Below are 18,480 nucleotides of genomic sequence, written 5' to 3'. Positions count from 1 at the left end.
CCGGCCTAGCCCAGCAGGCGTACGGCTTGGCGCAGGACTTCCTCGGCGTTCTGGCCCTGCGCTCGCGCCTCGGCGACGAGCGCCAGCAGCCGGGCGCCGAGGTCGTCGCCGCTGACGTCGACGCCGTCGAGCCGGCTGAGGACCTTGTCGGCGTACGCCAGGGCGGGCAGCGTCGCGGGGATGCCCTCGAGCACGGACGCGCGACGCTTCTCGGTGGCCTTGAGGCGTTGCCAGTTGGCGTCGACCTCCCCGGCGCTGGTGACCGTGGCGTCGCCGAAGACGTGAGGGTTGCGGTAGACCAGCTTCTCGGCGATCCCGGCGGCGACGTCGTCGATGTCCCAGCCCTCGCCCTCGGCGGCGATGCGGGCGTGGAACACGATCTGCATCAGCAGGTCGCCGAGCTCTTCACGCAGGTGGTCGCTGTCACCGCTGTCGAGCGCTTCGAGCGTCTCGTGCGCCTCCTCGAGGAGGTAGTGGCTGAGCGTCGCGTGTGACTGCTGCGCGGTCCACGGGCACTCGCGGCGGAGGCGATCCATGATCTCCACGACGTCGAGCAGGCCGGAGCCCGGCAGGTCGTACGAGCCGAAGATCACCTCGACGTCGGACGCCTCTCCCCCACCGTCCATCAGGTCGTCCGCAATCGTGCGCGCCCACGCCGTGTCGCCGGTCGGCGCGATCCACACGGTGTCGGGCGCGTACGACGGCGGCTCGCTCGTCACCTCGACCTCGACGCCGGACGAGACAATCGCGCGCACGTGCGGGTCGTCGACCGCAGCGCGTACGACCGAGGCGTCCCGCAGCGCGTCCCACGCAGCCAACGTGAGGATCCCCGGGGCGACCCGGGGGCTGAGGACGACGATGCGCATCAGTCGCAGCGTTGTGCCGGCGGCAGCTGGTCGGGCTTGTCCTCGCCGAGGTCGGTCGGTGCGACGGACAGTGACCCGGTGGCGGCGACGGTCTTGGCGGTCTTGTTGCTCAGCCCGAAGCGCGGCGCGAACTTCACGTCGTTGTCCTTGAACGCCTTGGTGATCTCGGCCTGTCCGGCCGCCGCGAGCTGTGAGATGTTCTCCTGCGTACGCGCCTGGCCCGTGCTCTTCTCAGCGAGCGCGACCGCGATCGCTGACAGCTGCTGCCCCTGTTCGATCAGCTTCTTGATCTCGTCGAGGTTCTTCGCCTTGGCGAACGACTTGGCGACCTGGTCCTGCTGGTCGGTCGTCAGCTCGTACTCGGCGGGCCTCGGGGTGACGCCCTCATCCTTGGCGAGCTTGCGGGCCACCACGAGCGACACCAGGGTCGTCACGGTCTGGCGACGGACCTCGGCGTTGCTCGGCAGCGTGGCTCCCTGGCTCTGGGCGCTCGCCAGGGCCAGCGCGCAGTAGGCCTTGGCCGTCGTGTCGAGGGTCTTCATCGAGATGGTCTGGTCGTCGACCACGGCGGCGGCCCCGGGATGGACGTTGCCGCAGGCAGCGAGGGTCAGACCCGCGAGGACGAGGACAGCAGCGCGCGCACGTGTGGGCATGCTCACACGTTATCCGAGGCCGCTCAGACGTTGGCGGAGTCCCTCGCGTTCGCGCCGGAGCGGGCCAGCTTGGAGTGCTGCCGGCCGTACGCCGCATAGACCACGAGGCCGAGCGCGAGCCACACCAGGAACCGCAGCCAGGTCTCGATCGCGAGGTTCGTCATGAGCGCGATGCACGACAGCGCCGAGACGATCGGCAGCAGCGGCACCTGCGGCGCCCGGAACGGTCGCTTCATCCTCGGCCTGGTGCGACGCAGGACGATGACCGCGATCGCCACGACCAGGAACGCGAAGAGCGTCCCGATGCTGACCATCTCAGCAAGCGTGTTGAGCGGGACGAACGCAGCCAGCAGGCCCACCCCGACCGAGGTGACGACCGTGATGCGCGCCGGCGTGCGGAACTTCGGGTGGATCGCGCCGACCTGGGCAGGCAGCAGGCCGTCGCGGCACAGCGCGAACCCGATGCGGCCCATCGCCACGATGTCGACCAGGATCACCGAGGTCAGTCCCGCGATCGCGGCGATGTCGATCAGCACGCCGGCCCAGTCCAGGCCCACCTGGGAGAACGCGTCAGAGATCGGGGCTCCGGTGCTGAGGTCGGTGTACTTCACCATGCCGGTCAGCACGAAGCACACCAGGACGTACAGCGTCGTGCAGATCACGAGGGTCCCGAGCAGCCCGCGCGCCATGTCCTTGGCCGGGTCCTTGGTCTCCTCGCCGAGATTGGCCACGGCCTCGAAGCCGCTGTAGGCGAAGAACACGACCGCGGCGGCGATGAACACGCCGGTCACGCCGTACGCCGTGGGGTCGGCGCCCGAGATCCACTGCCACAGGGGCTGCTTGAGGCCGCTCACGTCGGGCCCCTTCTCGGAGTGCGGGACGTACGGCTTCATGTTGGCTACCTTGACGAAGAACACGCCAACGCCGATGACGAACACGCACACCGAGACCTTGATGACGACCAGCGCGTTCGTGACGAGCTTGGACTCACGGATGCCGATCGCCGCGATCGTGCCGATGACCGCGACGATCGCGACGGCACCGAGGTTGACGACCGAGTCCTCCTCGCCGAAGTAGGCGTGTGGCAGCCCGAGGGCGTGCTGCAGGTAGCCGGACCAGCCGCGCGCCACGACCGCCGCGCCGAGGGCGAACTCGAGAATCAGGTCCCACGCGATGATCCAGGCGAAGATCTCACCGATCGTCGTGTAGGCGTACGTGTAGGAGCTGCCGGCGGTCGGCACGGCCGAGGCCAGCTCGGCGTAGCAGACGGCCGCGAGCACGGCGACGAACCCGGCGATCAGGAACGAGACCATGATCGCGGGGCCGGCGTTGTCCTTGGCCTGGCCGCCGGTCAGGGTGAAGATGCCCGTGCCGATCACGATGCCGATCCCGAACCCCATGAGGTCCCACGACGACAGCCGCTTGCTCAACCGCGAATGATGGTCCTCGGCGGTCGGGTCCTCGTCGTTCTGGTGGATGACGTCGTCGACGTCCTTGGTGCGTACGAGCTGGGCCCACGTCCCCCGAAGTGTCATCCCCCAACCGTAGGGACACCGTTGCGAACCGCAACCGGTGGGGACGTGAGCGGTGACCTGCTCGCCCATCGGACGGTGCCACGGTGGGCCAGTCGCCTGTCAGGCGCCCTGATGGGCGACCAACTCACCGCTCCCGGGGCCGGCTCGGACCTCAGCTGACGGGCGCGGGGGGCGGGACCAGCGTGTCGATCACGGTGCGGGTCCACTCGAGCAGCTCGCGGCCGACGAGCGGGTTGCCGCCGACCGGGGCGGTCTTGGGCCGCGGCACCAGGGCCACCTCGGCGGCGACCTTGTAGGTGCTGCGCGGATAGATCCGCTGCAGCCGCATCTGCGCCGAGTCCGGCAGCTTGAGCGGCGCGAAGCGCACGTTCGGGCCCGCCGCGGTGACCTCGGTCAGGCCGGCCTCCCGCACGCGTACGCGCAACCGCGCGACGTCGAGCAGGACCTCGACGGCCTCGGGCGGCTCACCGTAACGGTCGACCAGCTCCGCGCGCAGCTCGTCGACGTCGGCCAGCGCGCGAACGTCGGCGAGGCGCTTGTACATCTCGAGGCGGAGGCGCTCGCTCTGGACGTACTCGTGCGGCAGGTGCGCCTCGATCGGCAGCTCGATCTTGACCTCGCGCTCGGGCTCGGCATCGCCGCGGAACTCCGCGACGGCTTCGCCGACGAGGCGTACGTAGAGGTCGAAGCCGACATCGGCGATGTGCCCGGACTGCTCGCCGCCGAGCAGGTTGCCCGCGCCGCGGATCTCGAGGTCCTTCATCGCGACGGCCATGCCGCCGCCGAGCTCGGAGTGCTGCGCGATCGTGGCGAGCCGGTCGTGCGCGGTCTCGGTGAGCGGCTTCTCGGGCGGGTAGAGGAAGTACGCGTAGGCGCGCTCACGCGAGCGGCCGACCCGGCCGCGCAGCTGGTGCAGCTGCGACAGGCCGAGGGTGTCGGCGCGCTCGATGATCATGGTGTTGGCGTTGGACACGTCGAGCCCGGACTCGACGATCGTGGTGCAGACCAGGACGTCGTAGCGCTTCTCCCAGAAGTCGACCATGACCTCCTCGAGCTGGTGCTCCCCCATCTGGCCGTGCGCGGCGGCGACCCGCGCCTCGGGCACGAGCTCCTTGATCTTGGCGACGGCCTTGTCGATGCTCTGCACCCGGTTGTGGATGAAGAACACCTGACCCTCCCGCAACAGCTCGCGGCGGATCGCGGCGATGACCTGCCGGTCCTCGTAGGGCCCGACGAACGACAGCACGGGGTGACGCTCCTCGGGCGGCGTCGCGATCGTCGACATCTCGCGGATGCCGGTGATCGCCATCTCGAGCGTGCGCGGGATCGGCGTCGCGGACATCGACAGCACGTCGACGGCGGCGCGCAGCATCTTGAGCGCCTCCTTGTGCTCGACGCCGAAGCGCTGCTCCTCGTCGACGATCACGAGGCCGAGGTCCTTGATGCGTACGCCCGGCTGCAGCAGGCGGTGCGTGCCGATGACCAGGTCGATCGTGCCGTCGGCGAGACCGGCGAGGGTCTCCTTGGACTCCTTGTCGGTCTGGAACCGCGACAACGGACGGATCTTGACCGGGAACTGGCCGAACCGCTCGGCGAACGTGGCGTAGTGCTGCTGCACCAGCAACGTCGTGGGGACGAGCAGGATGACCTGCTTGCCGTCCTGGATCGCCTTGAACGCCGCCCGCACCGCGATCTCGGTCTTGCCGTACCCGACGTCGCCGCAGACGAGCCGGTCCATCGGCACGGTGCGCTCCATGTCGCGCTTGACCTCGTCGATCGTGACCATCTGGTCGGGCGTCTCGACGAACGCGAACGCGTCCTCGAGCTCGGCCTGCCACGGCGTGTCGGGTCCGAACGCATGCCCCTTGGTGGCCTGCCGGGCGGCATAGAGCTTGATCAGCTCGCCGGCGATCTGGCGTACGGCCTTGCGGGCCTTGTTCTTGCGGGTCGTCCAGTCCGAACCACCGAGCCGGTCGAGCGACGGCGACTCACCGCCGACATAGCGGCTGATCTGGTCGAGCTGGTCCATCGGCACGAACAGCCGGTCGGCCGGTTGCCCGCGCTTGGACGGGGCGTACTCGATGACGAGGTACTCGCGCGCCGCGCCCTGCACGACTCGTTGCATGAGCTCGACGTAGCGGCCGACGCCGTGCTGCTCGTGCACGACGAAGTCGCCCGTCTTGAGCTCGAGCGGATCGACCTGCTTGCGCCGGCGGGCCGGCATCTTGCGCTCCGTACGATCAGCAGCGCGCTGGCCGACCAGGTCGTCGTACGTCAGGACGGCGAGGCCGAGCGGGGGCGAGACGAATCCGTGGTCGAGCTCCCCGCACGCGACCTGCACGACACCGGGAGACGGCGCCGTCACCTCGTCGTCGAGCGCGGCCGCGACGTCGTTCTCCGCGAGCCACTCGCTCGTACGCTGGGCCTGGCCGTGACCAGGGGCGACGAACACGACCCGCATGCCGGCGGCGACCCACTTCTTGATGTCGCCGAGCGCAGCCGTGGTGTCGCCGCGATAGGCCGCAGCGGCCTCCATGTCGACGGCACGGGTCTGGTCGTCCGTGTCGAGCCCGAACGGTGACACCGTGAACCAGGTGTGCCCGAGGCCGAGGGTCTCCAGCTGGACGTCCTCGAGCGTGCGGAACGCGGCCGAGCCGAGGTCGATCGGTGCCTCGGCGCCCGTGGCTGCGGCAGCCCACGAGGCCTGGAGGAACTCCTCGCTCGTCGCCACCAGGTCGGCGGCGCGAGCCCTGATGCGCTCCGGGTCGCACAGCACGATCGCCGAGCGCTCCGGCAACAGGTCGACGAACAGCTCCATCTCGTCGACCAGGACCGGCGTCAGCGACTCCATGCCCTCGACGGCGTGGCCCTCGGAGATCTTGGTGAAGATCTCCGCCAACGACGGGTGTGCCTCGGCGAGCTCCGCGGCTCGCTCCTTGACCTCGTCGTCGAGCAGGAGCTCACGGCACGGCGGCGCCCACACGTGCGCGACCTCCTCGAGCGTGCGCTGGTCGGCGACGGCGAAGCGGCGGATCTCGTCGACCTCGTCGCCCCAGAACTCGATGCGGAGCGGGTGCTCCTCGGTCGGCGGGAACACGTCGATGATGCCGCCGCGCACCGCGAACTCACCGCGGCGCTCGACCAGGTCGACACGGGAGTAGGCCGCGGCGGCGAGCTGCCTGACGACCTCGTCGAGGGCGATCTCGTTGCCCTTGTGCAGCTCGACCGGTGTCAGGTCGGCGAGCCCCTTGACCTGCGGCTGGAGCAACGAACGTACGGGCGCGACGACGACCCGGAGCGGGCCGGTGGACGTGTCCTCGTCGTTGGTCTCGGTCGGGTGCACCAGCCGGCGCAGGACCGCGAGGCGCCGGCCGACGGTGTCCGAGCGTGGCGAGAGCCGCTCGTGCGGCAGCGTCTCCCACGCCGGGAAGTAGGCGACGGCGTCAGGGCCGATGAGCTCACCCAGCTGAGCGACGAGGTCCTCGCCCTCGCGGGCGGTCGCGGTGACCGCGAGCACGGTCGACTGCTGGGCGAGGGCTTGCGTCAGGAACGGTCGCAGCGGCTCGGGCGCCTGGATGTTGAGCGTGTTGAGCCCGTCGGCCCGATCCTGGAGCGCCTGCTGGACCGTGGGTTCGGCGGCGACGAGGGCCGCGAGTCTGGAGAGTGTCATCGCTAACGATTGAACGCGCTCTGCGTCGCTTCTAGTCCCTGGGTCATGAGGCTCTCGACCGCGTCGGCGGCCTCCTCGACGTACGTCGGCAGGTCCTTGCGCTCGGCCGCGCTGTAGGGCTTGAGCACGAAGTCGTGCACGCTCTGCTGGCCGGGCGGGCGGCCGATTCCGACACGTACGCGGTGGAAGTCGCCGGTGCCGAGCGACTGGCGGATCGACTTGAGCCCGTTGTGACCGTTGTCGCCACCGCCGAGCTTGACCCGCAGCATGCCGTAGTCGATGTCGAGCTCGTCGTGGATCACGACGAGGTGGTCGGGCTCGACGTCATAGAACTTCGCGAGCGTCGACACGGGGCCGCCGCTCTCGTTCATGTAGGACCGGCAGCGCCCGAGGATCGCGCGTTCGCCGGCCAGACGTCCTTCGATGACGTCGGCGCGGCCGGACTTGTGCTTCTTCCAGGATCCGCCCGTGCGGGCCGCGAGCACGTCGGTCACGAGGTAACCGACGTTGTGACGAGTGCTGGCGTACGTCGGGCCCGGATTGCCGAGCCCGACGACCAACCAGGTCACTCTGACTCGGAGCTCTCCGCAGCCTCGCCCTCGGCCGGTGCCTCGGCAGCAGCCTCGGCCTCTTCGGCGTCGGTCGCGTCGTGCTCGATGCCGGCCTCGGCCTCAGCCTCGGCGAGCTCGGCGTCGAGCTGGGCCTCGGTGGGAGCCGCGGTGATGTTGACGATGAGGATCTCGGGGTCGACGGCGAGCGTCGAGCCTGTGGGCAGCTCGAGGTCGCTGGCGTGGATCTGCGCGCCGGCGTCGAGGCCCTCGACCGACACCTCGAAGGACTCGGGGATGTGGGTCGCCTCGGCCTCGACGGAGATCGTCGAGTTCTCGAGGATGACGAGGTTGCCGCTGACGGCGTCGCCGACGACGTTGATGCGGACGTCGACCGTGACCTTCTCGCCCTTCTTGACGATCAGGAGGTCGGCGTGCTCGATGAAGCCCTTGAGCGGGTCGCGCTGGACCTGCTTGGGGATCGCGAGGTGCTGCTCGGTGCCGAGGTCGATCGTCAGCAGCGCGTTGGAGTTCTTGAGCGCCAGCATGAGCTGGTGGCCCGGCAGGGTCACGTGGACGGGGTCCGAGCCGTGGCCGTAGAGGACGGCGGGCACGTTGTCGGCGCGACGGATGCGGCGGGCGGCGCCCTTGCCGAACTCGGTGCGCGCCTCGGCGGCGATCTTGATCTCAGCCATGGGGAAATGTCTCCTGAAGAGTGTTGCGTGAAAGTCGGCTGTCACCAGGCGCTCGACACAGCACTCCGTGGAGCGCCCTGTCGATCACGGCCCGAAAGGACCCTCGCCGAGGCAACTTCACGATCTTATCGCAGCGCTGCGTGAGCGAGAAATCCGTTGAGACCGAGCATCCCGGTGGTCGAGGTGCAGCTCGACCGGTCGCGCGCTGAGCGCGCTCGGGCCTCGATCAGCTCTTGAACAGCGAGGTGACGGATCCTTCTTCGAAGACGGCTGCGGTGGCCTGGGCCAGCAGCGGGGCGATCGACAGCACCGTGAGCTTGTCGAAGCGCTGGTCCTCGGCGATCGGCAGCGTGTTGGTCACGATGACCTCGCACGCCGTCGAGTTCTTGAGCCGGTCGACCGCGGGCCCGGAGAACACCGCGTGCGTCGCGACGATCACGACGTCCTCGGCGCCGTCGGCCATGAGTGCCTCGGCGGCCTGGACGATCGTGCCGCCTGTGTCGATGAGGTCGTCGACCAGGATGCAGACCCGGCCCTCGACGTCACCGACGACGCGGTTGGCCTTGGACTCGTTGGGCTTGCGGGGGTCGCGGGTCTTGTGGATGAACGCCAGCGGGGCGCCGGCGAGCGCTGCGGCCCACGACTCGGCGACCTTGATGCGGCCGGCGTCGGGTGACACGACGGCGAGCGGCTTCTTGCCGTACTTCTTCTTGACGTGACGGGTCAGGATCGGCATCGCCAGGAGATGGTCGACCGGGCCGTCGAAGAATCCCTGGATCTGCGCGGTGTGCAGGTCGACCGTCATGAGCCGGTCGGCGCCGGCGGAGAGGAACAGGTCGGCCATGAGGCGGGCCGAGATCGGCTCGCGGCCCAGGTGCTTCTTGTCCTGACGGGCGTAGCCGTAGAACGGGAGGATCACCGTGATGCGCTTGGCCGACGCGCGCTTGAGCGCGTCGATCATGATGAGCTGCTCCATGATCGCGTCGTTGATCGGCGCCGCGTGGCTCTGGATCACGAAGGCGTCGCAGCCGCGCACGGACTCGTCGAAGCGTACGTAGATCTCGCCGTTGGCGAAGTCGTAGGCCGTCGTCGGCACGAGGTCGATCTCGAGGAGGTCGGCCACCTCCTGCGCGAGCGTCGGGTGCGAGCGTCCGGAGAACAGCAGCATGTTCCGGGTGGGCGTGCGTTTGGACAGGCTACTCACCGGAGGTCTCCTCTGCCGCGTGGTCCTGCGCCGCGCGGGCGGCACGGGCGGATGCGGTGTCCGGACGTTTGTCGGCCACCCACCCTTCAATGTTCCTCTGTGCTCCAGCGCTGACGGCCAGCGCCCCCGGTGGTACGTCCTCACGGATCGTCGAGCCGGCACCGGTGAAGGCACCGTCGCCGACGGTGACGGGAGCGACGAACGTGTTGTTGGAGCTCGTCTTGGCGTGCTTGCCGATCGTGGAGCGGTGCTTGTCGACGCCGTCGTAGTTGGCGAAGATCGTGCCCGCGCCGATGTTGGCGCCCTCGCCGATCTCGGCGTCACCGACGTAGGTCAGGTGCGGCACCTTGGCGCCCTCGCCGATCGTCGAGTTCTTGACCTCGACGAACGTGCCGATCTTGCCGCGCGCACCGAGCTCGGCGCCGGGCCGCAGGTAGGCGTACGGGCCGACCGTCGCCTCGTCGCCGATCACGGCGTCAGAGCCGTGCGTACGTACGACCGTCGCGCCGGTGCCGACCTCGACGTTGCGCAGCGTCGTGTCGGGCCCGATCGTGGCGCCCCGGGCCACGGCGGTGGCGCCCAGCAGCTGGGTGCCGGGCAGGATCGTGACGTCCGGCTCGAGCGTGACGGCCGAGTCGATCCACGTCGTGGCCGGGTCGACGATCGTGACGCCCTCGGCCATCCAGTGCGCCGTGATCCGGCGGTTGAGCTCGGCGCCGAGCCGGGCGAGCTGCGCTCGGTCGTTGACGCCTTCGGTCTGCCAGACGTCCTCGAGGACGTGCGCGCCGACCGGGCGTCCCTCGGCGACGGCCTTGCCGACGATGTCGGTGAGGTAGAGCTCGCCCTGCGCGTTGTCGGTCTCGAGGCTCGCGACGGCGGCGGTGAGGAACTCGCCGTCGACGACGAGGATGCCGCTGTTGATCTCGCGCACGGCTCGCTCGTCGTCGGAGGCGTCCTTGTGCTCGCGGATCGCCGTGACCGCGCCGTCGGGGCTGCGCAGGATGCGGCCGTAGCCGGTCGGGTCGTCGACCTCTGCCGTCAGGATCGTGACGGTGTGGCCGGCGGCGCGGTGGCTGACGAGCAGCTCGGCGAGCGTCTGCGCCGACAGCAGCGGCACGTCGGCATAGGTCACGATGACCGTGCCCTCGGGCGCGCTGTCGAGCGACTGGAGCGCGACGTGGACCGCGTGACCCGTGCCGTTCTGCTGCTCCTGCACCGCCTGGACGATCGACGGGTCGTACGCCGTGATGGCCTCGGACACCTGCTCACGGTCGTGACCGACGACGGCGACTGTCGTGTGCACACCGGCGCCGGCCACGGCGACCAGTGCGTGCTCGAGCATCGTCCGTCCGGCGATCTCGTGCAGCACCTTGGCGCGCGAGGACTTCATCCGCGTGCCCGCTCCTGCTGCCAGCACGATCGCTGTGACCCGATCCTGATTGGGGCTCGTGCTCACCAGACTCCTTCGTCGACGGACCTTGCTGGCTCCCCGGGTAGGAGTCGAACCTACGTCGCTTGTCCGCATTCAAAGTGCGGCGGGCCCTGCCGGCAGACCAACCGGGGATCGTCCCGGGTTGCCCCGGAAATGTGTCAGCAGCAGCCCCAAGGCTACCGGAGTCAGGCTGCGCGACGGGCGACGGCAAACGTACGACTGAACGGCAGCACCGTGCCCCACGGCTGGGCGGGGTAGGCCTCACGGAGTGCGGCTTTGTAGTCGGCGACGAATTCCTCGCGCAGGCCGTCCGGCAACGCCTGCAGGATCGGCCGCGCCCCGGTGCCGGAGATCCAGTCGTACACCGGATCTGCGCCTTGCAGGACATGCAGGTAGGTCGTCTCCCACGCGTCGGTGGTCCAGCCCAGGCCGGTGAACAGGTCAAGGTACGCCTCAGCGTGCGTCCCGCGGTCGGCGTGGAGGCCCTCGGTGTGCTCGCCGTACGGGGGCCGCGACGAGATCTCGTGCAGCAGCCGGTGGCTGGGGGCGTCGTAGTTGCACGGCACCTGGAGCGCGAACGTGCCGCCCGGTGCGACGAGGCCGGCGAGGCGCCGGATGACCTGGAGCTGGTCGGGCACCCATTGGAAGAGCGCATTCGACACGATCAGGTCGGCCGGCTCGGCGCTGGTCCACGCAACGACGTCGGCCAGCTCGTACGTCGTCCGCTCGTCGTCGCTGTCCGCGTCGGCCTTGGCGATCATGTCCGGCGAGGAGTCGACGCCGTGGATCGTCGCCTCGGGCCAGCGCGCTCGGAGCACCGCGGTGAGATGACCCGGCCCGCAGCCGAGGTCCACGATGCTCGAGGGCTCGCCCTGCACGCGGGCGACCAGGTCGACGAAAGGCCGGGAGCGGTCGTCGGCGAACTGCAGGTAGCGGTCGGGGTCCCAGGTCGTCATGCGATCGACCGTACGACGCATATATCTTGATGTCAAGATACTTGACGTCAAGCGTTCAGTCGCTCCAGCTGGCCGGCCAGCGACATCAGCTGTGCGTCGGCACCCCGCGTGCCGATGAGCTGGACCGCGAGCGGCAGCCGCTCGTCCGTCACGCCTGCGGGCATCGAGACCGCCGGGACACCGGCGTGATTCCACTGCGCGGTGTAGGGATAGAACGCATTCATCGACAGCACCGTCGCGAGCGGGCCCTTGCCGCGCCAGTGCTCGACCTCGACCGCGGGGCCGGACATGACCGGGGTCAGCAGGACGTCCACGTCGAGCTCGCGGTGCACCGAGTCGCCCCATGCGCGTCCCTGCCGCTTGGCCCACTCGACCGACCGGCGGCCGAACGGCCGGCCCAGGCGCGCGATGCCTTTCGTACGCCTCTCGAGGCGGCCCGGGTCGTCGCTGCCGTCGGCTCCGTCGCGGATGCCGGCGAGGTAGCGGACCGTGAGCGCCTTGGCGCCGAGCGGGTAGGGAATCTTGACCTCGGTCACGGCGTGACCGGCCGCGCGGAGCTGCTCAGCCGTACGCTCGACCGCCGCGCGTACGCGGGGGGCCAAGGGCTGCGCCTTGGTCGCCGCGGCCGCGCTGAACGACACGCCGATGCGCAGGGGCGCCGGATCGGCGGCCGCGGCGGCGACGAGCGAGGTGTCGAACGTGCCGAACGCGTCGAGGAACAGTGCGCTGTCCGCGACCCTGGCAGCCAGGCAGCCCTGCGTCGACAGGTCGTGCCAGCCGCCCGAGCTGGGCATCGTGCCCTGGGTCGGCTTGAACCCGACGAGCCCGCAGCACGCGGCCGGGATGCGGATCGACCCGGCACCGTCCGAGGCGGTCGCGATGCCGACGGCACCAGCGGCGACCAGCGCGGCCGAGCCGCCCGACGAGCCGCCCGACGTGTGAGCGAGGTTGAGCGGGTTGCGCGTGATGCCCTGGGCGGCGGACTCGGTGAACCCGAAGATCGCGAGCTCGGGCAGCGCCGACTTGGCGACGACGACCATGCCGGCCGCCTTCATCGCTGCGACGAGCTCCGCGTCCCGGCCAGCCGGCATCCGCATCGCCTTGCTGCCCTTGCCGGTGACCGCGCCTCCGATGTCGAGATCGTCCTTGACCGCGATCGGGACGCCCAGCAGGGGCCCGCTCTCCCCGGCAGCCCGGCGGCGGTCGGCCTCGTCGGCCGCGGCGAGGGCCTCGTCGGCGTACACCGCGACGGCGGCGTTGATCGCCGGGTTCTCGCGGTCGATCGCGTCGAGGGTCGCCTGGGTGAGCTGCCGCGAGGTCATCTCGCCCCCAGCGAGGAGCTCGCCCTGTCGTGTCGGTCCGGCAGCCACAGCCTCGGCGGGGGTCATGTCGATGAGCGTAGTCACGATCAACAATCTCTACATCAAGAATCTTGACGAACTAGGATGGTCGTGTGGAAGACGACGTCGATCGGTTGATCGCAGCGTGGCAGCGGGAGCGTCCCGACATGGACGTCTCCCCCATGCACGTGCTCAGCCGGGTCACCCGGCTCGCGCTCCACCTCGACCGCGCCCGCAAGCAGGCGTTCGCCGATCACGGCCTCGAGCCGTCGGAGTTCGACGTGCTCTCGGCCCTGCGCCGCGCCGGCCGCCCCTATCAGCTCTCGCCGGGACAGCTCGTCCACGAGACGCTCGTGACGAGCGGCACCATGACGAACCGCGTCGACCGGCTCGTGGGCAAGGGCCTCGTCGAGCGGCTCCCGGACCCGGCCGACCGCCGGGGCGTCCAGGTCAGGCTCACTCCGGCCGGCAAGAACGCCGTCGACGGAGCGCTCGACGCGCTGCTCGGGCACGAGCAGCAGCTCCTCGCGGGCCTGTCGGCCGACGAGGCCACCGCGCTGGCCGGTGCCCTGCGTACGCTCTCGCTACCCTTCGACCGCTGAGCGCGCCCTGAGAGTCAGTGGCCCGGGATGACGCCTTCCTGGACCGGGATCAGCTGATCGGCGAGCAAGCCGTGCGCCTCGCGATGCACGCGCGCTGCTGACTCGGCGTCAGGCGCGTCGACGAGGCAGAACACCTTGCCGGAGTCCTCGTCGAACCAGTACTGCTTGTAGTCGACGCCGTACTGGCCTTGGACCTCGAGGTCCTTGGCGTGCGCTCCGGCGACGGCGTCAGCGGTGAGTCCTTCGACCTTGTTGTGGACATCCATGAACAGTGCCATCGAAAATCTCCTTCGGTGAATGAGTCACCCACCATCGTGCTCCCGCGACCGGGCCGAGGGACATGGCCCGGAAGAACCAGCTCGTACGCGTGTCCAACGGGGCGAGCGTGGTCGGGCGACCGCGCTGCGACGCCTAGACTTCTTCGGTGGCACATCTCCTCGGCGTCGAGTCCATCGCGCTCGACTTCCCGACCAAGACCGTCTTCGAGTCCGTGACGATCGGCATCGACGAGGGCGACCGGATCGGCATCGTCGGTCGCAACGGCGACGGCAAGTCGACGCTCCTGCGCATCCTCGCCGGCCGCATGGAGCCCGACTCGGGCCGCGTGACGACGCGCGGCGGCGTGCACATCGGCATGCTCGACCAGACCGACACGCTCGACCAGACCCAGACCGTCGGCCACGCGATCGTCGGGGACAAGCCCGACTACGAATGGGCCGGCGACGCCAAGATCCGCGATGTCATCGCCGGACTGGTCTCGGACATCCCGTGGGACGCGACGGTCGGCAACCTCAGCGGTGGTCAGCGACGACGCGTGGCGCTCGCCGCGCTGCTGGTCGGGGACGACGACGTGCTGTTCCTCGACGAGCCGACCAACCACCTCGACGTCGAGGGCATCACCTGGTTGGCGAGCCACCTCAAGACGCGCTGGTCGTCGAACGCCGGCGGACTGCTCGTCGTGACGCACGACCGGTGGTTCCTCGACGAGGTGTGCAACGCGACCTGGGAGGTGCACGACGGCATCGTCGAGCCGTTCGAGGGCGGCTACGCGGCCTACATCCTGCAGCGGGTCGAGCGCGACCGGCACGCCTCGGCGACCGAGTCCAAGCGACAAAACCTGATGCGCAAGGAGCTGGCGTGGCTGCGTCGCGGGGCCCCTGCGCGTACGTCGAAGCCGAAGTTCCGCATCGACGCCGCCAACGAGCTGATCGCCAACGAGCCGCCGCCGCGGGATCCCATCGTGCTCAAGCAGATGGCGACCTCGCGGCTCGGCAAGGACGTCGTCGACATCCTCGACGTGTCGGTGTCGTACGACCACGAGGTGCTCAAGCACGTCGAGTGGCGGGTGGGACCCGGAGAGCGTACGGGCATCCTCGGCGCCAACGGGGCCGGCAAGTCGACGCTGCTGGGCCTCGTCACGGGTGCCGTGCAGCCGACGTCGGGGCGGGTCAAGCGCGGCAAGACCGTCAAGGTCGTCACGCTGACGCAGGAGCTCGACGAGCTCAAGGACGTCGGCGCCGACCGGGTCAGCGACGTCGTGGGACGGCAGCGCACCGCGTACGTGTCGGGCGGCAAGGAGATGACGCCGTCGCAGCTGCTCGAACGACTCGGCTTCTCCAACGAGCAGATGGCCACGCCCGTGCGTGACCTGTCGGGCGGGCAGAAGCGACGCCTCCAGCTGCTGCTGATCCTGCTCGACGAGCCCAACGTCCTCGTGCTCGACGAGCCGACCAACGACCTCGACACCGACATGCTCGCGGCGATGGAGGACCTGCTCGACTCCTGGCCGGGCACGCTGCTGGTCGTCTCGCACGACCGCTACCTGCTGGAGCGCATCACCGATCAGCAGTACGCGATCCTCGACGGCCATTTCCGGCACCTGCCCGGAGGCGTCGACCAGTACCTCCGCCTCCGCAAGGAGCAGGACTCCCCCGCCGCGTCGAACCCGTCGACGGCCGGGCACACGGCGAGCACGCCCAAGCTGTCGAGCGCCGAGCTCCGCAACACCAAGAAGGAGATCGGCTCGATCGACCGCAAGATGGAGAAGCTGTCGGCCCGCATCGACGCGTTGCACGTCGAGATGGCGCAGCACGATCCCACCGACGCCGCAGGCCTCGCCGGGCTGGTCAAGGCCGTCGCCGAGCTCGAGCAGCAGGTCGCCGAGCACGAGCACCGCTGGCTCGAGCTGACCGAGCTCGTCGAAGGCTGACCGCCCAGCTTTGTGACTCAACTCGTCACGGGACGAGAAGATGTGCCGAGTTCCGTCCCAAAACTTGGGGAGGTCAGCTCGTGCTGCGGGCTCCGGGGACGGGGCCACGGGACTGGACGACGTCGGCGCACCCGGCGGCGCTGCTGAGGGCGAACGCGATGTCGAGGCTGTGCTGCTCGTCGGAGGCGAGGAACAGCGCGGTGGGGCCCGAGCCCGACAGGATCGCGCCGAGCGCGCCGGCCTCGATGCCGATCTCGAGGGTGTCCTGCAGCTCCGGCCGCAACGACAGCGCCGCCTCGGTCAGGTCGTTCGAGAGCGCATCGCCGAGCGCCTCGGCATCGCCGGCACGCAGCGCGGCGAGCAGCGCGTCCGGCACCACGGGATCCGGTACGCGTGACCCGTCGTTGAGCCGGTCGAACTCGGCGTAGACCGCCTTGGTCGACAGTCCTTCGTGCGCCATGGCGAACACCCAGTGGTACGACCCCCGCGCCAGCACGGGGCTGATGGTCTCGCCGCGCCCTCCGCCGACCGCGTTGCCGCCGTGCAGCAGGAACGGGACGTCGCTGCCGAGCTGTGCGGCGATCTCCTCGAGCTCGGCGCGCGACAGTCCCGTCGCCCACACGTCGTTGCAGGCGACGAGGGCAGCGGCCGCATCGGCCGAGCCGCCGGCCATGCCGCCGGCGACCGGGATGACCTTGCGGATCGCCAGGTCGACGCCGGCCGTGATGCCCGTCGTCTCGCGCAGCAGTCGGGCGGCCTTGACCGCGAGGTTGTCGTCGTCCTCCGGCACCAGCACCGACTCGGACCGCACATCGAGCTCGCTGTGCACCGCGACGGTGATCGCGTCGTCGTCGCGCGACGTCGCCCGGACCTCGTCGTGCAGGTCGACGGCCTGGTAGACCGTGGCCAACGGGTGATAGCCGTCCTCACGGACCGGGCCGACCCCGAGACACAGGTTGATCTTGGCGGGGACGCGGACGGTGGCGGTGCTCACCCGCCCAACCTAGTGGCCCATCGGGTCGGCACCCGGCGGCGGGGCGAACTCGCCTAGAACGTCTTGTCCTCGACGACGTCGAGGTTGTGGAACGTCGGCGGCCCGTCGACGAGCGACATCATCTTCTGCGAGAACTCGTTGGTCTCCGGGAGGTTCGAGTTCGCCATCGCCGACTCGTACGAGTCGAAGAAGACGATGACCATGAACCGGCTGGGGTCGTCACGGTCACGGGTCCTGATCGAGCGGCGAAGAGTGTGCCCGCCGAGGTCCTGCGCCTCGAACTCCTCGGTGAGCGCCTTCATCTCGTCGTAGTGGCTCGTGCGTCCTTCGATGATCTGGATGAATGCCATGACCTGCTCCTTTGCAGACGTGCCTTAGAGGGCACGCTAGGACGGGAACGGGCACACCGCCATGGCCCGATCAGGCCATGCTGAGTCAGTACGCCGTGCGGCTGCTGTTGGCGAGCCACGCCTCGAACGGCGCCGGCGCGTCGTCCGGCCGCTTCTCCTCGATCAGGGTCGGCCAGGTCGCCCGATCCCTGCCGAACAGCTCGTAGAACTCACGGTCGTCGAACCCGCCCCGAGCGGCATCGTCACGGTCGGCGGCGTAGACCACCCGGTCCAGCCGCGCCCACAGCGACGCGGACACGCACAGCGGGCACGGCTCGCACGAGGTGTAGAGCGTCATGCCGGCCAGGGAGAAGTCGCCCGTGGCGCGGCAGGCACTGCGGATCGCCTGCACCTCGGCGTGGGCAGTCGGATCGAGGTCGCGGGTCACCCGGTTCTGGCCGGTGGCGACGATCTCGCCGTCCTTCACCACGAGGGCTCCGAACGGCCCACCGCCCTCGGCGACCTTGTCCACGGCGAGCTGGATGGCGCGGGCGAGCCAGGCTTCGTCGGTCGTCATCAGCGGTTTTCAATCTCGCGCAACGACCGGTATGACGCGTCGATCATCGTGGTCCGCTGCACGCCGGCCTTCCCGGCCAGATCCAGGACCCGGTCGGCCAGCACCGCGGCGACGCTCATGGCGACGGCGTAGCTGTCGAACGCGAGGTCGGTCGCCAACGGACACTCCAGCCACACGTCGGCGCGGGCGGCAAGCGTACGGGCTGACGGATCGGCGAGCAGGATCGTGGGCGCGCCGGCCTTCTGCAGGATCTCCAGCAGCCCGTCGACGTTGTCGGGGCGGCGCCGGAACGAGACCACGACCGCCGCGTCCTTGGGGCCCAGGCCGATCAGCTCGTCGGACAGCGCTTGCCCCGGCTGCGGAGCGAGCGTGACACCGAACCGGGCCTGACCCAGCGACTGGCGCAGGTGCAGCGCGACGGGATAGCCCGACCGGAGGCCGAGCACCACGACGCGTTGGGCGTTATGGATCAGCTTCGCGGCCGTCTCGAGCCCGCCGTCCTCCAATCCCGCCAACGCCTTCTGCAGGTTGCCGGTCTCCTGCTCGAGGTGCGCCGCCAGGCTGGGGGCCCCTTCGAGGCTGACCGGGACGCCGTGGCTGCGGAGCGTACGCAGGTGATCGCGCACCTCGGTGAAGTCGTCGAAGCCCAGGTGCCGGAACAACCGGCTCATCGTGGCCTTGGAGACGCCTGCCAGCTCGGCCAGCTCGGCGGCGCGATAGATTGCGAGGTCGTCGAGGTGGACGAGCAACACGTCTGCGGCCCGCCGCTCCTGCGGCGACAGGTCGGCATACTTCTCGGCGATGCGCTCGTCAATCCTCACATCACGAAACGGTAGTGCACAGATGTGAAGGTGGCTGGCACCGTGATTT

At 69.7% G+C, this 18,480-nt stretch carries 17 protein-coding genes and 1 tRNA gene; 2 read left to right on the top strand and 16 right to left on the bottom strand.

The window, feature by feature from the left end; translation table 11 throughout:
* Positions 1 to 5 precede the first annotated feature (5 nt).
* The 11 genes from ASC61_RS11935 to ASC61_RS11885 all read right to left on the bottom strand — a co-directional run bounded on the left by ASC61_RS11935 (position 6) and on the right by ASC61_RS11885 (position 12,947).
* Complete coding sequence (locus tag ASC61_RS11935) at positions 6 to 866, bottom strand: MazG family protein (protein WP_056212157.1); 861 nt, start codon at positions 864 to 866, stop codon at positions 6 to 8.
* Positions 866 to 1,519, bottom strand: a complete 654-nt coding sequence (locus ASC61_RS11930) for a hypothetical protein (protein WP_056212155.1) — start codon at positions 1,517 to 1,519, stop codon at positions 866 to 868. The genes ASC61_RS11935 and ASC61_RS11930 overlap by 1 nt, the downstream gene beginning before the upstream one ends.
* A 23-nt stretch (positions 1,520 to 1,542) precedes the next feature.
* Positions 1,543 to 3,054 (bottom strand): APC family permease, encoded by a 1,512-nt coding sequence (locus tag ASC61_RS11925; protein WP_056212153.1) that lies wholly within the window; start codon positions 3,052 to 3,054, stop codon positions 1,543 to 1,545.
* A 151-nt stretch (positions 3,055 to 3,205) separates the two neighbouring features.
* Complete coding sequence (gene mfd, locus ASC61_RS11920; RefSeq protein ID WP_056212151.1) at positions 3,206 to 6,724, bottom strand: transcription-repair coupling factor; 3,519 nt, start codon at positions 6,722 to 6,724, stop codon at positions 3,206 to 3,208.
* Positions 6,725 to 6,726: 2 nt separating this feature from the next.
* Positions 6,727 to 7,293: an aminoacyl-tRNA hydrolase gene (pth, locus tag ASC61_RS11915; protein WP_056212149.1), complete on the bottom strand. Its 567-nt coding sequence runs from the start codon at positions 7,291 to 7,293 to the stop codon at positions 6,727 to 6,729.
* Positions 7,290 to 7,967, bottom strand: a complete 678-nt coding sequence (locus ASC61_RS11910; protein WP_056212147.1) for a 50S ribosomal protein L25/general stress protein Ctc — start codon at positions 7,965 to 7,967, stop codon at positions 7,290 to 7,292. Before ASC61_RS11910 ends, pth begins: the two co-directional genes overlap by 4 nt.
* Before the next feature lie 226 nt (positions 7,968 to 8,193).
* Entirely contained in the window at positions 8,194 to 9,162 is a 969-nt protein-coding gene (locus ASC61_RS11905) for a ribose-phosphate diphosphokinase (RefSeq protein ID WP_268750630.1), read from the bottom strand.
* A 1-nt stretch (position 9,163) separates the two neighbouring features.
* On the bottom strand, positions 9,164 to 10,627 hold the full coding sequence (glmU, locus tag ASC61_RS11900) for a bifunctional UDP-N-acetylglucosamine diphosphorylase/glucosamine-1-phosphate N-acetyltransferase GlmU (RefSeq protein ID WP_268750613.1): 1,464 nt from the start codon (positions 10,625 to 10,627) through the stop codon (positions 9,164 to 9,166).
* Positions 10,628 to 10,653: 26 nt separating this feature from the next.
* Positions 10,654 to 10,735: transfer RNA gene (locus tag ASC61_RS11895), tRNA-Gln, on the bottom strand.
* 53 nt (positions 10,736 to 10,788) lie between these two features.
* Positions 10,789 to 11,559 carry a methyltransferase domain-containing protein gene (locus ASC61_RS11890; protein WP_056215620.1) on the bottom strand — a complete coding sequence of 257 codons (771 nt, stop codon included), beginning with the start codon at positions 11,557 to 11,559 and terminating at the stop codon, positions 10,789 to 10,791.
* A gap of 47 nt (positions 11,560 to 11,606) precedes the next feature.
* Positions 11,607 to 12,947, bottom strand: coding sequence for an amidase family protein (locus tag ASC61_RS11885; RefSeq protein ID WP_157439473.1), 1,341 nt, complete (start codon positions 12,945 to 12,947; stop codon positions 11,607 to 11,609).
* Positions 12,948 to 13,066: 119 nt separating this feature from the next.
* On the opposite strand from ASC61_RS11885, the gene ASC61_RS11880 reads away from it, so the two are divergent.
* Positions 13,067 to 13,501, top strand: a complete 435-nt coding sequence (locus tag ASC61_RS11880; protein ID WP_327019500.1) for a MarR family winged helix-turn-helix transcriptional regulator — start codon at positions 13,067 to 13,069, stop codon at positions 13,499 to 13,501.
* A gap of 14 nt (positions 13,502 to 13,515) precedes the next feature.
* On the opposite strand, the gene ASC61_RS11875 is transcribed toward ASC61_RS11880, so the two are convergent.
* The gene (locus ASC61_RS11875) at positions 13,516 to 13,779 is read right to left on the bottom strand and encodes a DUF4242 domain-containing protein (protein ID WP_157439472.1); all 264 of its coding nucleotides are present in this window, start codon (positions 13,777 to 13,779) and stop codon (positions 13,516 to 13,518) included.
* Positions 13,780 to 13,925: 146 nt separating this feature from the next.
* Between ASC61_RS11875 and ASC61_RS11870 the strand changes: the two genes are divergently transcribed.
* Positions 13,926 to 15,710, top strand: a complete 1,785-nt coding sequence (locus tag ASC61_RS11870) for an ABC-F family ATP-binding cassette domain-containing protein (protein ID WP_056212137.1) — start codon at positions 13,926 to 13,928, stop codon at positions 15,708 to 15,710.
* 73 nt (positions 15,711 to 15,783) lie between these two features.
* On the opposite strand, the gene ASC61_RS11865 is transcribed toward ASC61_RS11870, so the two are convergent.
* The 4 genes from ASC61_RS11865 to ASC61_RS11850 all read right to left on the bottom strand — a co-directional run bounded on the left by ASC61_RS11865 (position 15,784) and on the right by ASC61_RS11850 (position 18,431).
* Entirely contained in the window at positions 15,784 to 16,704 is a 921-nt protein-coding gene (locus ASC61_RS11865; RefSeq protein ID WP_056212135.1) for a 4-(cytidine 5'-diphospho)-2-C-methyl-D-erythritol kinase, read from the bottom strand.
* A gap of 53 nt (positions 16,705 to 16,757) precedes the next feature.
* A complete protein-coding gene (locus ASC61_RS11860; RefSeq protein ID WP_056212133.1) occupies positions 16,758 to 17,054 on the bottom strand; it encodes an antibiotic biosynthesis monooxygenase family protein in 297 nt (98 codons plus the stop codon).
* Between the two features lie 85 nt (positions 17,055 to 17,139).
* Positions 17,140 to 17,610 (bottom strand): nucleoside deaminase, encoded by a 471-nt coding sequence (locus tag ASC61_RS11855; protein ID WP_056212131.1) that lies wholly within the window; start codon positions 17,608 to 17,610, stop codon positions 17,140 to 17,142.
* A complete protein-coding gene (locus ASC61_RS11850; protein WP_056212129.1) occupies positions 17,610 to 18,431 on the bottom strand; it encodes a MurR/RpiR family transcriptional regulator in 822 nt (273 codons plus the stop codon). Before ASC61_RS11850 ends, ASC61_RS11855 begins: the two co-directional genes overlap by 1 nt.
* Between the last annotated feature and the right edge of the window lie 49 nt (positions 18,432 to 18,480).

The organism is Aeromicrobium sp. Root344 (assembly GCF_001425755.1).
Classification (GTDB): Bacteria; Actinomycetota; Actinomycetes; order Propionibacteriales; family Nocardioidaceae; genus Aeromicrobium.
The sequence above is the reverse complement of the archived record's forward strand: the minus strand, read 5'-3'. Positions and strand labels throughout refer to the sequence as shown.

Bases quoted from the DNA above. Each gene is read 5' to 3' on its own strand.
- ASC61_RS11935 (WP_056212157.1), bottom strand. From the start codon at position 866: ATGCGCATCGTCGTCCTCAGCCCCCGGGTCGCCCCGGGGATCCTCACG.
- ASC61_RS11930 (WP_056212155.1), bottom strand. From the start codon at position 1,519: ATGCCCACACGTGCGCGCGCTGCTGTCCTCGTCCTCGCGGGTCTGACC.
- ASC61_RS11925 (WP_056212153.1), bottom strand. From the start codon at position 3,054: ATGACACTTCGGGGGACGTGGGCCCAGCTCGTACGCACCAAGGACGTC.
- mfd (WP_056212151.1), bottom strand. From the start codon at position 6,724: ATGACACTCTCCAGACTCGCGGCCCTCGTCGCCGCCGAACCCACGGTC.
- ASC61_RS11910 (WP_056212147.1), bottom strand. From the start codon at position 7,967: ATGGCTGAGATCAAGATCGCCGCCGAGGCGCGCACCGAGTTCGGCAAG.
- ASC61_RS11890 (WP_056215620.1), bottom strand. From the start codon at position 11,559: ATGACGACCTGGGACCCCGACCGCTACCTGCAGTTCGCCGACGACCGC.
- ASC61_RS11885 (WP_157439473.1), bottom strand. From the start codon at position 12,947: ATGACCCCCGCCGAGGCTGTGGCTGCCGGACCGACACGACAGGGCGAG.
- ASC61_RS11880 (WP_327019500.1), top strand. From the start codon at position 13,067: ATGGACGTCTCCCCCATGCACGTGCTCAGCCGGGTCACCCGGCTCGCG.
- ASC61_RS11875 (WP_157439472.1), bottom strand. From the start codon at position 13,779: ATGGCACTGTTCATGGATGTCCACAACAAGGTCGAAGGACTCACCGCT.
- ASC61_RS11860 (WP_056212133.1), bottom strand. From the start codon at position 17,054: ATGGCATTCATCCAGATCATCGAAGGACGCACGAGCCACTACGACGAG.
- ASC61_RS11855 (WP_056212131.1), bottom strand. From the start codon at position 17,610: ATGACGACCGACGAAGCCTGGCTCGCCCGCGCCATCCAGCTCGCCGTG.